Source organism: Nocardiopsis sp. MG754419, from assembly GCF_018207095.1.
Taxonomy (GTDB): Bacteria; Actinomycetota; Actinomycetes; order Streptosporangiales; family Streptosporangiaceae; genus Nocardiopsis.
The window spans coordinates 1-15,607 of the sequence record NZ_QOCZ01000061.1; the positions used below are offsets into that span (position 1 = coordinate 1).

The window sequence follows — 15,607 nt, forward strand, 5'->3', positions numbered from 1 at the left end:
GGTGGGGTTCCCCCGTGCCGCCCCCGCCACGGTGACCTGCGAACACCATCGTCCCCACTAGGGCGGGCCGGCCCGTGATGGTGGCCCCGGGGTGTTGTTAGATGGGCCTCACGGCAACACACAGCCACGCGATCGGAAGGCGGGCCAATGACGGAGAGCAGCGTGCCCCGTGTGCTCTGGCAACCCGACGAGCGGCGGATCGACTCCGCCAACATCGTCGCGTTCGCACGATGGGCCGCACAGGAGAAGGGGGTCGACGCCTTCGGTGGCGGCGGTTCCACCGCGGCGCGGGACTTCGACTACGACGCCCTGTGGCGCTGGTCGGTCACCGACGTCGACGGTTTCTGGGCCTCCATCTGGGACTACTTCGGCGTGCGGGCCCACACCCCCTACGAGTCGGTCCTGGTCGACCGCTCCATGCCCGGGGCACAGTGGTTCCCGGGCGCCACGCTCAACTACGCGGAGCACATCTTCGAGGGGCGTGACGACGACGCCGTCGCCATCAGACACGCCTCCGAGCTGCACGAGCTCGGTGAGTGGACCTGGGGCGAGTTGCGCGAGCGCACCGCCGCCATCGCCGCGGGCCTGCGCGAACTGGGGGTGGGTCAGGGTGATCGGGTCGTCGCCTACCTCCCCAACCTGCCCGAGACCGCCGCCGCGTTCTACGCCGTGGCCTCCCTCGGCGCCGTGTGGTCCTCCTGTTCGCCCGACTTCGGCGTGCGCAGCGTCATCGACCGGTTCGCCCAGATCGAACCGAAGGTCCTGCTGGCCGTGGACGGCTACCGGTACGGCGGCAAGGACTTCGACCGCCGTCCCGTGGTGGAGGAGCTGCGCGGCGCCCTGCCCACGGTGGAGCACACGGTCCTCCTCGACCACCTCACCCCCGGCGCCGAGCTGGAGGGCACCCTGCCCTGGGCCGACCTGACGGCCTCCGGAGCGAGCGCCGAGCCGACCTTCACCCCCGTGCCCTTCGACCATCCCCTGTGGGTGCTCTACTCCTCGGGTACCACCGGCCTGCCCAAGGCGATCGTCCAGGGGCACGGCGGCATCCTCCTGGAGCAGCTGAAGAACCTGAACCTGCACCTGGACGCGCAGGAGCACGACCGGGTCTTCTGGTTCACCACCACCGGCTGGATGATGTGGAACTTCCTGGTCAGCGTGCTGCTGACCAAGGCCTCCATCGTCCTGTACGACGGCAGCCCCGCGGCCCCCGACCTCGGAGCGCTCTGGGACGTGGCGGCGGAGGCCGGGGTCACCGTCTTCGGCACGAGCGCCGGGTACCTCTCCTCCTGCATGAAGGAGGGGGTCCACCCGCGTCGAGGACGCGACCTGTCGGCCCTCAAGGCGATCGGCTCCACGGGCTCCCCGCTCAGCCCCGAGGCCTTCTCCTGGGTGTACGACGAGTTCGGCGCCGACCTGTGGTTGTTCTCCACCAGCGGTGGCACCGACATCTGCAGCTGCCTGGTCGGCGGCACCCCCACCCTCCCGGTGTACGAGGGCGAGATCCAGTCCCGAGGGCTGGGCATGGCGGTGGCCTCCTGGGACCCCGAGGGCAAGGAGCTCATCGGAGAGGTGGGCGAGCTCGTGGTCACCGAACCGGCACCGTCCATGCCGGTGTTCCTGTGGGGCGACCCCGACGGTGCACGCCTGCGGGACAGCTACTTCGCCGTGTACCCGGGGATCTGGCGACACGGCGACTGGATCGAGATCACCGACCGCGGCACCGCGATCATCTACGGCCGTTCCGACTCCACCATCAACCGCGGTGGCGTGCGGATGGGCACCAGCGAGATCTACCGGGCCGTCCTGGCGTTGGACGACGTCGTGGACGCCCTGGTGGTGGACGTGCCACAGGAGGAGGGGACCTCCCGGATCGAGCTGTTCGTGGTGCTGCGCGAGGGCGCCGACCTGGAGGGCGACGTGCCCCGGGAGATCGCCCGTCGCATCCGCACCGACTGCTCGCCCCGCCACGTCCCGGACCGGGTCCGGGCCATCGCGGCGGTGCCCCGCACCCTGTCCGGCAAGGTGCTGGAGGTTCCGGTGAAGCGCATCCTCATGGGCGAGCGCCCCGAGAAGGTGGCCAGCCGCGACTCGCTGGCCAACCCCGAGGCGCTGGACCACTTCAGCGAGCTGATCGGTCGGGACTGACCGCGCGCACGGCCGACGCCGGCCCGGGGCACGGGTACATCCCCCGGGCCGCGTCCCGCGTGCGCGTGATCGCCTCGTTGCGCCCCACGGTGTTCGCCCCCGAGGTCGGTCCGGTGGGGCGCACGCCTCCACCCGGCCCGGCCGCGCACGGGGGTGTTCGGGGAGGTGCGCACGGGCGCGGAGGACGCCGGCGGGGCCCGTCGGTTGCCCTCGGACGCGCGGTTCGGGCCGGCCGGGTGCGGACGTCAGGACGGCGTCAGGACGGAGGCGCGGCGTTGGAGACCCCGTCGGAAGCGGCATAGCCTGACGAACGTGGCACAGAACCAGTCAGACGACACCGGCACGCGTCCCGACGAACGGCCTCCCGCGAGGCTCCGTGTCGACGGTATCGACGCGGCCCGGGCGCTCGCGGTCTTCGGTATGTTCGCGGTCCACCTCGGGGTGGTCTCCTACGGGCTGTTGCCCGAGGAACAGGGATGGGAGCTGCACGGACTGGTCCGTGGGAACTCGTCGGCGCTCTTCGCCTTCCTGGCCGGCCTGTCCCTGGCCCTGATGACCGGTCGGGGCACTCCGGTCGAGGGAGAGCCCCTGCGCCGGGTCGTGGTCAAGATCGTGACCCGATCCGTGCTCATCGGGGTGCTGGGCGTGCTTCTGGACGCGTTCGCGGTCCCGGTGGCCATCATCCTCACCTACTACGCCGGGTTCTTCGTCCTGGCGTTGCCGCTGATCCGTGCGCGGGCCGCCCTGCTGTGGACCGCGGCCGTCACCCTGGCGGTGTGCGGGCCCGTGGTGTCGTTCCTGTTGCGCCAGGACCTGTTCCCGGCGCAACCGCGCACGGGCGCCGTCACGTCCTTCACGGAGTTCTTCCTCACCGGCTACTACCCGGCCATCACCTTCATGGTGTTCGTGTTCGCCGGGATGGCGGTGGGGCGCACCGACCTGACCGCCACGGCCGTGCGGGTGCGCATGGCGGTCGGCGGCGCGATCGTCGCCGCCATCGGATACCTGGGGCCCTGGCTGCTGCTCCACCCGATGGGCGGGCTGGACCGGCTGACCGAGGCCCACAGCACCTTCCTCAACGGCGCCCCGCTGAGCTCGGTGGACCCCGTGACCGCCGAGGAACTGCGGTGGAACACCATCGACGCCATGCACAGCGTCAGTGGACAGGTGCCCACCGACAGCTGGTGGTGGCTGGCCGTGGGCGCCCCGCACACCGGGACCACCTTCGAGATCTGTGAGGCGGTCGGCCAGGCGCTGGTGGTACTCGTACTGTGCATGCTGCTCGCCGAACGGCTGCCACGCCTGATGTACCCGCTGACCTCGGTGGGGCGGATGCCGTTGACCGTCTACACCGGGCACATCCTCGTCCTGGCGGTCCTCGTCGCGTTCCACCCCGAGAACGCCGCCGGCGGCCCCTTCCAACTGGAGTGGTTCATCCTCGGCGCGTTGGTCTTCGCGAGCCTGTGGCGCTTCGTGCTCGGACGCGGGCCGCTCGAACGGGGTCTGGGCAAGGTGGCCGACAGCGCCGTCGTCCTCACCGAGGAGGTCGGTGGTCCCCGGAACCGCCGTTCCTGAGCGCCGCCGGAGCCTCGTGCGGGACGGTCTCGGGCGCGCCCGCCGTGGTCACCGGTCCTCGGGCCGCCGGATGTGCGCCGAGGTGCGGTCGCGGTGCGCGAGCGAGTCGGTCGTGGTCCGGGTGTTCTGCCGGATGAGCCGTCGTGCGTCGTCGGCCGCCGAACGCGCCACCTCCGGCCGGGCCACCGGTCGCTGTGACAGTTCGGCGTCCTCCGGCAGTCCGATGTCCATGGGCAGGCCCGCCTTGCCGATCACCCGCAGCTGGGCCGCCTCCTGGGAGTGGGAGGGGCGGATGTCGCCGTCCGGGGTCTTCCAGGCGGACAGGCGGTGGACGAACCAGGCGCCGCCCCGGAACTCCTCACCCTGGTCCCAGACCGTCCCGTCGGGCCGCTCGGCCAGGGCGTGACGGAGGTCGGCCAGGGTCCATCCGGCGGAGAAGAAGCGGGCGGACTCGGCCTTGAGGAAGGCGAATTCCACCCCGCGCAGGGAGGTGTCCTCCCGCCGCAACAGCTCGCAGGCCTCGTGCACGGCGTGCGGGGTGTGCCGGGTGCGCTGCTGGGGATCGGCGGCGGCTTTGTGCAGGAGCGCGTCGTCGATGGTCACGATCACCTCACCCCGCCGGTTGTCCCAGATGCTCACGTCGTCGCGCGCCCATCCCTGGGACTCGGCGAGGGCGGTCGCCATCCTGCGCAGGTCGACCCGGGCGTCGTCGCTGCTGATACGGAATTCGGCCATGCGACCAGCCTAGAGCCTGCGCGCGGGAACCCGGGGTGTCCCTCCGCTCGGGCACGGGCGGATCCTACGCCCTCGCGCCCGGGGCCCCAAGACCCTCGCCGGGAAGGCGGCCCGGCGGTCGCGCGTTCGCACGGGCCGCCGCCCGGTCAGGCCCTGAACGACACCGTCCGGACCCCGTGCGGCCGACCACGGGGTGCGGTCGGGCGTCGTCCGGCCGTGTCGTGCGCGACCCGGGGAGAACACCGTGGTGGCGGCGTGCGGAACGAGCCCTCCCGCCGGCGGCACCGCCGGTGCGTGCTCCGCTCGGGCGGGGCGTCGATCGGGCGAGGCCGGCGTGGGCCGGAGGCGCGCTGCGGTCTAGACCGCGATGCGTCGAGGCTCCATGGAACGCACTCCCGAAACCGCCGTTTTAGGGTGATTCGGCAGGTGATTAGGAGGAATCGACGAGGACATCGGGTCGTGCTTCTTGGAGGCTTCTCCAACCTTGATGGCGTGATCGCGCGGGGCAGGGTCACCGGGGCGACCCGGGGTTAGGGTGACCTCCTGACACCCGGACCGGGACGCGGCATCCCCGCTGTCCGCCCGGGAACCACCGTCCCCGCCTCCGGTGGCGGACGGTCACAGTGAACCGACGAAGCTGTAGGTGCCCGTGTCACACACCGCGACCGCGCCCGAGGCGACCACCGAACACGCGCTCCGGGCCTTCCTCCACGGCCTGCCCGGTGTCGACGAGGTCGGCGCCCGGGCCCGCGCCCAGGACCTGTCCACCCGGTCCATCAAGACCACCGCCAAGGCGGCCGCCATCGACCTGGCGATCTCCATGGTCGACCTCACCACGCTGGAGGGGGCCGACACCCCCGGCAAGGTCCGGTCCCTGTGCGCCAAGGCCGCGCTTCCCGACCCGGCCGACCGCAGCGTGCCCAAGGTGGGCGCCGTGTGCGTGTACCCGGACATGGTCGCCACCGCCGTGGAGGCGCTGCGCGGTACGGGCGTCGGCGTGGCCTCGGTGGCCACCGCCTTCCCCGCCGGGCGCGCGCCCCTGGAGGTCAAGCTCGCCGACACCCGACGGGCCGTGGCCGACGGGGCCGGCGAGATCGACATGGTCATCGACCGGGGCGCCTTCCTGTCCGGCGACCTCCTGAAGGTCCACGAGGAGATCGTCGCGGTCAAGGAGGCCTGTGGCGCCGCGCACCTGAAGGTCATCCTGGAGACCGGTGAGCTGGTCACCTACGACAACGTGCGCCGCGCCTCGCACCTGGCCATGCGCGCCGGCGGCGACTTCATCAAGACCTCCACCGGCAAGGTGTCGCCGGCGGCCACGCTCCCCGTCACGCTCGTCATGCTGGAGGCGGTGCGCGACCACCACGCCACCACCGGCCGTCGGGTCGGGGTCAAGCCCGCCGGCGGCATCCGGACCACCAAGGACGCCCTGCGCAACCTGGTGCTGGTCAACGAGATCGCCGGCCCGGAGTGGCTCACACCGGACCTGTTCCGGATCGGCGCCTCCAGCCTGCTCAACGACCTGCTCATGCAGCGCACCAGGTTGTCCACCGGCACCTACCCGGGCCCCGACTACTACACGCAGGACTAGCCGTGATCTTCGAGTACGCGCCCGCACCGGAGTCCCGCTCCGTCGTCAGCCTGCGCGAGACCTACGACCTGTTCGTCGACGGTGAGTTCACTCCGGCGTCGAGCGGTGAGTACCTCACCAGCCTCAACCCGGCCGACGAGGAGAAACTCGCCCAGGTGGCGGTCGCCGGAGAGGCCGACGTCGACCGCGCCGTGGCCGCCGCGCGCCGCGCCCAGGAGACCGTGTGGGGCCGCATGAGCGGCGCCGAGCGCGGGAAGTACCTGTTCCGCATCGCCCGCATCATCCAGGAGCGCTCGCGCGAACTCGCCGTCCTGGAGACCCTGGACAACGGCAAACCCATCAAGGAGACCCGCGACGTCGACCTGCCGTTGGTCGCCGCGCACTTCTTCTACTACGCGGGCTGGGCCGACAAGCTCGCCCACGCCGGGTTCGGCCCGGATCCGCGACCGCTGGGCGTGGCCGCACAGGTCATCCCCTGGAACTTCCCGCTGCTCATGCTGGCCTGGAAGATCGCCCCGGCCCTGGCGACCGGCAACACCGTCGTGCTCAAACCGGCCGAGACCACACCGCTCACCGCGCTGGTCTTCGCCGAGATCTGCCAGGAGGCGGACCTGCCCCCGGGCGTGGTCAACATCCTCACCGGTGCCGGAGAGACCGGCCGCGCGCTGGTCGAGCACCCCGGCACCGACAAGGTCGCCTTCACCGGTTCGACCGAGGTCGGCCGACGGATCGCCCGAGCCGTGGCCGGCACCGACAAGCGGCTCACCCTGGAACTGGGCGGCAAGGGCGCCAACATCGTCTACGACGACGCCGCGATCGACCAGGCCGTGGAGGGCGTGGTCACCGGGATCTTCTTCAACCAGGGCCACGTGTGCTGCGCCGGATCGCGGCTGCTGGTCCAGGAGTCCATCGCCGCGGAGTTCCTGCCCCGGCTCCGGGCACGGATCGAGAAGCTGCGGCTGGGCGACCCGCTGGACAAGAACACCGACATCGGCGCCATCAACTCCGCGGCCCAGCTGGAGCGCGTCCGCGCGCTCACCGACACCGCCGACGAAGAGGGTGTGGAGCGCTGGTCTCCCGCCTGCGACCTGCCCGAGCGCGGCTACTGGTTCGCGCCCACCGTGCTCACCGGCGTCGGACAGTCCCACCGGGTGGCCCGCGAGGAGATCTTCGGTCCCGTGCTGTCGGTGCTGACCTTCCGCACCCCCGAGGAGGCGGTCGCCAAGGCGAACAACACCGCCTACGGCCTCTCCGCCGGGGTCTGGACCGAGAAGGGCTCGCGCATGCTCTGGACCGCGGAGCGGCTGCGCGCGGGTGTCATCTGGTCCAACACGTTCAACAAGTTCGACCCGACCAGTCCCTTCGGCGGCTACAAGGAGTCGGGATACGGCCGCGAGGGCGGGCGACACGGTTTGGAGGCCTACCTTGGCTGAGCGGCGCGAGAGCAAGAAGAAGGGCGCGGCCAAGGGCCCGGCCCGGGACGGTGCGACGACCGAGGCCCGGTCGGCGGCTCCCACAGCCCCGGCCCGACTGGCGGTGAAGAAGACCTACAAGCTCTACCTGGGCGGGGCCTTCCCCCGTTCGGAGTCGGGCAGGAGCTACCCCGTGACCTCAGCGGACGGCACCCACCTGGCCAACGCCTCCCTGGCCTCCCGCAAGGACGCCCGTGACTCCGTCGCCCTGGCCCGCAAGGCCTTCGGCGGATGGTCGGGGCGGACCGCCTACAACCGTGGCCAGATCCTCTACCGGGTCGCCGAGGTCATGGAGGGCCGGCACGGGCAGTTCGCCGACCAGCTGGTCGCGGCCCGTGGTCTGACCCGTGCCGAGGCCGACCGGATCGTCTCGGCCGCCGTGGACCGCTGGGTCTACTACGCCGGGTGGACGGACAAGTTCGCGCAGGTCATCGGGGGTTCCAACCCCGTGTCCGGTCCGTACTACAACCACTCGGCGCCCGAACCCACCGGTGTGGTCGTGGTGTTCGCCCCGCAGACCGCTCCGCTGCTGGGGCTGACCTCGGTGCTGGCCCCCGTCATCGCCACGGGCAACACCGCCGTGGTCGTGGCCTCCGAGGCGGCGCCGCTGCCCGCGGTCGACCTGGCGGAGGTGCTCGCCACCTCCGACGTGCCCGGGGGCGTCGTCAACCTCCTCACCGGCGGGGTCGGGGAGCTCGGCCCGCACCTGGCCGCGCACGCCGACGTCAACGCCCTGGACCTGGCCGGCACCGGTGACCTCGCCACCGGGTTCGAGGAGACCGCCGCCACCACCCTCACCCGGGTGCTGCGTCCCGGTCCCGAGGCCGACGGCGGTGAGGACGCCTGGCTCGACACCGATCCCGGCACCACCCGCATGACGCCCTTCCTGGAGACCAAGACGGTCTGGCATCCGGTCGGAGTGTAAGACTGACGGACGGGCCCGCCTCGTGTCCGGGGCGGGCCCGGTCCGACAGCGAGTGGAGGATGAAGGTGCCGTCGAACACCCCCGAACAGGCCCAGCCCCCCGTGCCCGAACACCGCGATGTGCCCGGACTGCGTCTGGTCCGTCTGGATCGCAGGACCCCCGAGGTCGGCCTGCTCCGTGAGGTCGTGGTCCGCCAACGGGTCGCACCCGGACAGCGCAGGTTCATCGACGAGGCGGTGCACACCCTGCCCCGTGCCGACGACGACCCCGAGCGCTTCCCCTACGCGGTCGTTCTCACCGGAGGCGACCTCTCCGACCGTTCCGGCGCCCGGGACTCCTGTGCGGGGTTCGGCATCATCGACCGACGCGGCGTTCTGCGCGAGGTCGTGGACGCGCCCGAACGCGCCGTGCAGGTGCGGGCCTTCTACGTCGCCTCCGAGCACCAGGGGCGGGGGATCGGACGTGCCGCCTGCTCGGCCCCGCTCCTCGACCTGCTCGTCGCCCAGATCGCCCCTCGGACCGAACAGCTCGTCCTATGCCTCAACGACGGCAACGACGCCGGTGAGCGCACCTACCGCGCCGCCGGCTTCACGCCGACCGGGCGTCACCACGACGCCGGTGAGCGTGGCCTCCAACGCGTCTTCACCCGGCCGCTGACCACCGGCTCGCATCCCGTCCCACGACTCCCGGAGCCCCGTTGAGCCCGAACCGCCGGTCCCCCGACGTGCGCATGGTCCGCATGGACCGGGCCACGTCGGAGACCACCGCTCTGCGCGGGGCGCTGCTCGAACACGACCTGCCGCCCGACCAACTCCGTTTCACGGGGCTGCCGGCACAGACGCTGCCCGACGCCGACGGCGACCCGGATCGCACTGCCTACGCGATCGTCGTGGGGGCGGATCCGATCCACGGCGAGGAGGACGCGCGCGACCGCTGCGCCGGGTTCGGGGTCCTGGACACGTACCTCGGTGCGTCGTTGATCGACGCGCCGGAGCGCGCGGTACTCCTGCGCGCCTACTACGTCACGCCACAATGGCAGGGCCGAGGGGTCGGCCGGGCCTCGTGCTCCCCGCCCCTGCTGGACCACCTGGTCATGGACGTCGCACCGCACGCCGAGCGGATCGTGCTCTGCGTGAACCTGGCCAACGTCCCGGCCCAGCGCGTCTACACCGCCGCCGGCTTCGACCTCACCGGGACCACCGTCCCCGGGATGGCGGGGCCGCAGCACGTGATGGCACGTCCTCTGGACACCCGACCCCACCTCGAGCCGCGCAGACGGCACCGACGAACGGAGACCCCGCAGTGACTCGCACACCCCAGGCCGCCGCCGCGCAGGCCGCAACCGAGCTGCGCGAACGCACCGGTGTGGACGGCTACGACATCGCCCTGGTCATGGGATCAGGGTGGGCGCCCGCCGCCGACCTGCTCGGCAGTGCCGGGCACGAACTGCCCTCCTCGGACCTCACCGGCTTCCTGAAGCCCGCGGTGGACGGTCACAGCGGCACGATCCGTTCCATCACCGACGGCGACCGCGACATCCTCGCCTTCCTCGGCCGCACCCACCTGTACGAGGGGCACGGCACCGACGCCGTCGTGCACGGGGTGCGCACCGCCGTCGCCGCCGGCGCCGACATCGTGGTCCTCACCAACGCCGCGGGCGGTATCAACACCGACTACGCCGTCGGTTCCCCGGTGCTCATCTCCGACCACATCAACATGACCGCGCGCTCACCCCTGGCCGGCGCCACCTTCGTCGATCTCACCGACACCTACAACGCCGAACTGCGCGCCGTCGCCCGTGAGGTCGCCCCCGACCTGCCGGAGGGCGTCTACGCCGCCATGCCCGGGCCGCACTTCGAGACCCCCGCCGAGGTACGTATGCTTCGTGCCCTGGGCGCGGATCTGGTCGGCATGTCCACGGTCCTGGAGGCCATCGCCGCCCGTGAGGCCGGCGCCCGTGTCCTCGGCATGTCCCTGGTCACCAACATCGCGGCCGGCCTGGAGGGCGCCAACCTCGACCACCAGGAGGTCTTGGCCACCGGCCGCGACTCCGCGCAGTCCGTGGGCCGCCTGCTCGCCGACATCGTCGCGCGGCTGTGAGACCGGGCCCGAGCCCGTCCGCAGCATGACACCGGTCCCCGTGGCCGGGCCCTGCACCGAAAGGCAAGCGATGATCGACCCCGAACTCCTGAACCGAGCCCGGGACTGGTACCACCACGACCCCGATCCCGTCACCCGGGAGGAGCTGTCCGCCCTGCTCCGTCGGGCCGAGGACGGAGAGGCGGCCGCCCTGGTCGGCCTGCGAGACCGGTTCGCCACCGGGCTGGAGTTCGGCACGGCCGGCCTGCGCGGCGCGCTGGGGGCGGGCCCCAATCGGATGAACCGGGTCGTGGTCATGCGCGCGGCGGCGGGCATCGCCACATGGCTGGGGGAACGTGGCGCGCACGTGGTGATCGGGTACGACGCCCGGCACCGGTCGGCCGACTTCGCCCGCGACAGCGCCGCGATCCTGACCGGGGCCGGGCACCGGGTGTCCCTGCTGCCCGGCCCGCTGCCGACCCCGGTGCTCGCCCACACCCTGCGCGACCTGGGCGCGGACGCCGGCATCGTGGTCACCGCCAGCCACAACCCGCCCCAGGACAACGGCTACAAGGTGTACGTGGGCGGGCGGGGCGAGGACGCCGGCAGCCAGATCGTCTCTCCGATCGACGCCGAGATCTCCGCCGCCATCCGGGCGGTCGGCCCGGTGGGCGATCTCCCGCTGGGGGAGGGGTGGAGGGTGCTGGGCCCCGAGGCCCTCGACCGGTACCTGACCGCGGTCACCTCACTGCCCCTGGGCGCCGACCGGGACCTGTCGGTCGTCTACACCGCCCTGCACGGGGTGGGGGGCCGCGTCATGGTGGAGGCGGCGGAGCGCGCCGGGTTCGCCCGTCCCACCGTGGTCGCCGCGCAGTTCGACCCCGACCCCGACTTCCCCACGGTGAACTTTCCCAACCCCGAGGAGCCGGGCGCCATGGACCTGGCCCTCGCCCTGGGGGAGGAGGTCGGCGCGGATCTGATCGTGGCCAACGATCCCGACGCCGACCGCCTGGCCCTGGCCGTCCCGGGCCACGGGATGCTCACCGGCAACGAGGTGGGCGGGTTGCTCGCACGGTACGTGCTCGACCACACGCGGGGGGACGACCGGGTGGTGGCCACCTCCATCGTCTCCTCCTGCCTGCTGGAGAAGATCGCCCGCGATCGGGGCGTCCGGTACGAGGAGACCCTCACCGGGTTCAAGTGGCTGGCCCGCGCGGGAGCGCCGGGGGAGCGTCGGGTGTTCTCGTACGAGGAGGCGCTGGGCTACTGCGTCGGCGGTGACGACGGGCGGCCGGTGGCCGACAAGGACGGGATCAGCGCGGCGTTGATGGCGATGGCCCTGGCGGCCTCGGCCAAGCGGGCCGGCCGGACCCTCGTCGACCTGCTCGACGACCAGGCCCGTGAGTACGGGCTGCACCTGAGCGACCAACTCTCGGTGCGGGTGGAGGACCCGGCGCTGATCACTGCGGCGATGCGGCGGTTGCGCGCCGAACCGCCCACCGCGTTCGGACCCTTGAAGGTCTCGGGAGTGGTCGACTTCGCCGGCGGACACGAGGGGCTGCCGCCGACGGACGCGCTGCGTTTCGAGCTGGAGGGCGGGCTGTGGGGGCGGGTGACGCTGCGCCCTTCGGGCACCGAACCCAAACTGAAGGCCTACGCCGAGGTGGTGTCGGAGGTCATGGGCGACGTCGCGGCCATCCGCGCGCGTGGCTCGATGGTGTTGGCCGAGCTGATGTCCTCGATCGCCGCAGTGGTCAGGGGATGAGCCGGGGGAGGGTCACTCCCCTTCGTCGGCGGGCTCGACGACGGGACGGTGGACGACCTCGTCGATCACGGTGAGGGTCTGGGTGGAGGTGACCCCGGGGAGTGCCTGGAGCCGGGTCAGGATCAGGTCGCGCAGTTGGTTGGTGTTGGCGACCCGGACCAGGAGGACGATGTCGGCCGAACCGACCACGTACCAGCAGTACTCGATCTCCGGGTAGGAGGAGAGGACCTCCCGGTTGGCGCGCCAGTCGGGTTGGCTGCCGGAGATGAGCACGAGCGCGGTGACGCCGAGGCCCATCTTGGAGTGGTCGGTCACCACGGAGTATCCGCTGATGACGCCTTCGTCGGTGAGCCGCTTGATCCGGTTGTAGGCCGTGGCGCGGGAGACGTTGGCCAGTGCCGCGATCTCCGTGATCCCGGTCCGAGCGTCCTTGGCGAGAGCGCTCAGGATGGTCTGGTCGGTCGAGTCCGGCCGACGGCCGTTCCTGCGCTGGTCGCCCATGGCCATGTGCGTGCTCCTCGTGTGCTCTTGTCGCGGTGCTCGGCCCCTCGCTGTCGTCGTTGACAGGGGGCTAAGGAAATACCAGGTAAACGTTGTTCTCGTCCATTGAAATCTCAGTCGGCGAGATGGGGTGCGCGTGTTCGGACGGAGTGGGTCGGGGGACGGGGAGGGGCGCTCCGGGACTCTTGTGGGAACCGCCGAGTGGGGAACCCGGTGGGGAAGTCCGACTGTACTCATGGTTGACGCGCGGGAGGGGGTGGGGGTTTCGGCGACTGATCGGTAACCACAGCGAAGTCTCTGGAATCAGCCCAAAATTCTTGCCGATGCGGTCTTTTCAGCGCTATTTGTCGTAACTGTGCGGACATACAACGACTCCTGTGGCCGGGGGGTTCCGAAGGTACGGGGCGCGGCGGTGATCGGGCACCCCTCGTGTTCGTTTCGCAACGCCCCGGTGTCCGTTCCGGGGCGAACGGAGTGCGCCGGGGGCGTGTCTCAGCGGTGCCGGCACGTCCGCTTCTTCAGGGGAGTTGATGATGATTCGTAATGTTTGGCGCGGTGTGTCGTTTTCGCTGGCGAAGAGCAGCAGGGCCTAGACGTTAGCGAACCGATCGGCCATCATCATTCGCGAATGTCTCGACTCCGCGCCGGTATCTAGCGCAACTGTCCAGTCGTGCGGAGAATCAAGGGCAGAACCGTGATCACCCCGAGCCCGGTGGCGCGCCACCGCGCGCTCAAGGGCCACGTTGGGAGCCGCTCGACATGCATCCCCAGGAGTCGACGGGCCAGGGCGCCATCACCGTGGAGCACCTGTCACCCGAACTCACCCGCGGGCTCTACCGCGACATGCGCACCGCACGCGACCTCGACACCGAGGCCATCGCCCTGCAACGTCAGGGCGTCTTCCCCGCCTACGTCTCGGTCCGCGGCCAGGAGGCCGCGCAGGTCGGCGGGGCCGCCGCGCTCGACCCCACCCGCGACTTCGTCTTCCCGACCTACCGGGAGATGGCCGCCGCCCTCGCCTACGGCGTCGAGATGGTCGGCTACATGGCCAGCCACCGTGCCCTGTGGCACGGTGGCCTCTACGACGTCATGGACTCCCGGTTCGGCGCCATCAACGCGGTCGTCGGCGGACCGGTCCCGCACGCCGTGGGCTGGGCGGTCGGTGAGCGGCTCCGCGACGGCGACGGCGTGGCCATGGCCTACTTCGGCGACGGCGCCAGCTCCGAGGGCGACGTACACGAGGCCATGAACTTCGCCGGGGTCTTCACGGCGCCCGTCATCTTCTTCTGCCAGAACAACCAGTGGGCCCTGTCGGTGCCCAACCACCGCCAGGTCGCCGGCGGCTCGATCGCCGCGCGGGCGCAGGGCTACGGCATCGAGGGCGTGCTGGTGGACGGCAACGACGTCGGCGCCGTGCACACCGCCACGGCCGCGGCGGTCCGGCGCGCCCGCGAGGGAGGCGGACCCACCGTCATCGAGGCCCTCACCTACCGGGTCGAACCGCACTCCACCTCCGACGACCCCGGGCGCTACCGCGACGAGGCCGAGGCCGACCTGTGGCGCGAGCGCGACCCCCTGGTGCTGCTGCGCGCCGCCATGATCGAGGCCGGGCACGCCGACGAGGCCCACCTGGACCGGGTCGACGCCGAGGCCGCCGCACGGGCCGAGGAGATCCGCGACGGTGTCGCGGGCGCCCCCGAACCCGACGGCTCCGAGCTGTTCACCCACGTGTTCCGGGAGACCACCGAGGAGCTGACCCGGCAGCACCGTACCTGGCAGGAAGAGGTCGAGCTGTGACCGAGCTGATCGAGCGCACCGCCGCCCCGGCCGTCGGGGACGAGACGGTCGAACTGTCCATGCAGCAGGCCATCAACCGTGCCCTGCGCGTCCTGTTGGCCGAGGACCCCGACGTCGTGGTCTTCGGTGAGGACGTCGGTGCCCTCGGCGGGGTCTTCCGCGTCACCGACGGTCTCCAGAAGGAGTTCGGTGACCGGCGCGTCTTCGACACCCCGTTGGCCGAGTCCGCGATCATGGGGATGGCGGTGGGCCTGGCCATGAACGGCCTGCGTCCCGTTCCCGAGCTCCAGTTCGACGGGTTCGCCTACCCCGCCATCGACCAGATCGTGAACCAGGTGGCGCGCATGAACTACCGCACCCGCGGGGCCGCGCCCATGCCGATCACCCTGCGCCTGCCGTCCTTCGGTGGCATTCAGGCGCCCGAACACCACGGTGAGAGCCTGGAGACGCTCTTCGCCCACACCCCCGGCCTGAAGGTCGTCGCCCCGTCCGACCCCGGCGAGGCCTACAGCCTGCTGCTCCAGTCGGTGCGCTCCGACGACCCGGTCGTGTACATGGAGCCCAAGGCCCGCTACTGGGAGCGCCGTCCGGTCCGGTTGAGCGAACCCACCGACCCGATCGGCACCTGCCGGACCGTCCGTCCGGGCCGGCACGCGACCCTCGTCGCCTGGGGCGCCATGGTGCACAAGTGCCTCCAGGTCGCCGAACTGGCCGCCGAGGACGGGGTGGACCTGGAGGTCATCGACCTGCGGTGGCTCACCCCCATCGACGCCGCGGGGCTGGCCGCCTCGGTCGCGCGCACCAAGCGCGCCGTGGTGGTCCACGAGGCCCCGCTCACCGCCGGACTCGGTGCCGAGGTGGCCACCCTCATCACCGAGAACTGCTTCCGCGACCTGGCCGCCCCGGTCCAACGCGTCACCGGATTCGACGTCCCCTACCCGGCCGGCCCGCTGGAGCCCCAGTACCTGCCGACGATCGACCGCGTCCTGCTCGCGGTCCAACGCACCCTGGAGTACTAG

At 71.6% G+C, this 15,607-nt stretch carries 13 protein-coding genes; 11 read left to right on the forward strand and 2 right to left on the reverse strand.

Annotation, left to right across the window (positions count from 1 at the left end; genetic code table 11):
• The first annotated feature begins 147 nt into the window (after positions 1–147).
• The gene (locus DSY14_RS13935; protein ID WP_211716969.1) at positions 148–2,148 is read left to right on the forward strand and encodes an acetoacetate--CoA ligase; all 2,001 of its coding nucleotides are present in this window, start codon (positions 148–150) and stop codon (positions 2,146–2,148) included.
• Between the two features lie 312 nt (positions 2,149–2,460).
• Positions 2,461–3,723, forward strand: a complete 1,263-nt coding sequence (locus tag DSY14_RS13940; RefSeq protein WP_211716970.1) for a heparan-alpha-glucosaminide N-acetyltransferase domain-containing protein — start codon at positions 2,461–2,463, stop codon at positions 3,721–3,723.
• A 48-nt stretch (positions 3,724–3,771) separates the two neighbouring features.
• Here DSY14_RS13940 and DSY14_RS13945 read toward each other — a convergent pair whose 3' ends face one another.
• On the reverse strand, positions 3,772–4,458 hold the full coding sequence (locus DSY14_RS13945; RefSeq protein ID WP_211716971.1) for a hypothetical protein: 687 nt from the start codon (positions 4,456–4,458) through the stop codon (positions 3,772–3,774).
• A 643-nt stretch (positions 4,459–5,101) separates the two neighbouring features.
• Here DSY14_RS13945 and deoC point away from each other — a divergent pair.
• From deoC to DSY14_RS13980, 7 genes are all read left to right on the forward strand, one after another.
• Complete coding sequence (gene deoC / locus DSY14_RS13950) at positions 5,102–6,049, forward strand: deoxyribose-phosphate aldolase (protein ID WP_211716972.1); 948 nt, start codon at positions 5,102–5,104, stop codon at positions 6,047–6,049.
• A gap of 2 nt (positions 6,050–6,051) precedes the next feature.
• Positions 6,052–7,482: an aldehyde dehydrogenase family protein gene (locus DSY14_RS13955; RefSeq protein WP_211716973.1), complete on the forward strand. Its 1,431-nt coding sequence runs from the start codon at positions 6,052–6,054 to the stop codon at positions 7,480–7,482.
• Positions 7,475–8,446 (forward strand): aldehyde dehydrogenase family protein, encoded by a 972-nt coding sequence (locus DSY14_RS13960; protein ID WP_211716974.1) that lies wholly within the window; start codon positions 7,475–7,477, stop codon positions 8,444–8,446. Before DSY14_RS13955 ends, DSY14_RS13960 begins: the two co-directional genes overlap by 8 nt.
• Positions 8,447–8,511: 65 nt before the next feature.
• Positions 8,512–9,147: a GNAT family N-acetyltransferase gene (locus tag DSY14_RS13965; protein WP_374224012.1), complete on the forward strand. Its 636-nt coding sequence runs from the start codon at positions 8,512–8,514 to the stop codon at positions 9,145–9,147.
• A complete protein-coding gene (locus tag DSY14_RS13970) occupies positions 9,144–9,752 on the forward strand; it encodes a GNAT family N-acetyltransferase (protein ID WP_307851221.1) in 609 nt (202 codons plus the stop codon). Before DSY14_RS13965 ends, DSY14_RS13970 begins: the two co-directional genes overlap by 4 nt.
• On the forward strand, positions 9,749–10,546 hold the full coding sequence (locus DSY14_RS13975) for a purine-nucleoside phosphorylase (RefSeq protein WP_211716976.1): 798 nt from the start codon (positions 9,749–9,751) through the stop codon (positions 10,544–10,546). The genes DSY14_RS13970 and DSY14_RS13975 overlap by 4 nt, the downstream gene beginning before the upstream one ends.
• A 70-nt stretch (positions 10,547–10,616) precedes the next feature.
• Positions 10,617–12,290, forward strand: coding sequence for a phospho-sugar mutase (locus tag DSY14_RS13980; RefSeq protein WP_211716991.1), 1,674 nt, complete (start codon positions 10,617–10,619; stop codon positions 12,288–12,290).
• Positions 12,291–12,302: 12 nt separating this feature from the next.
• Here the strand turns inward: DSY14_RS13980 and DSY14_RS13985 are convergent, their stop codons facing one another.
• Entirely contained in the window at positions 12,303–12,797 is a 495-nt protein-coding gene (locus tag DSY14_RS13985; RefSeq protein ID WP_211716977.1) for an Lrp/AsnC family transcriptional regulator, read from the reverse strand.
• A 753-nt stretch (positions 12,798–13,550) separates the two neighbouring features.
• Between DSY14_RS13985 and DSY14_RS13990 the strand changes: the two genes are divergently transcribed.
• The gene (locus DSY14_RS13990; protein WP_211716978.1) at positions 13,551–14,588 is read left to right on the forward strand and encodes a thiamine pyrophosphate-dependent dehydrogenase E1 component subunit alpha; all 1,038 of its coding nucleotides are present in this window, start codon (positions 13,551–13,553) and stop codon (positions 14,586–14,588) included.
• Entirely contained in the window at positions 14,585–15,607 is a 1,023-nt protein-coding gene (locus DSY14_RS13995; protein ID WP_211716979.1) for an alpha-ketoacid dehydrogenase subunit beta, read from the forward strand. The genes DSY14_RS13990 and DSY14_RS13995 overlap by 4 nt, the downstream gene beginning before the upstream one ends.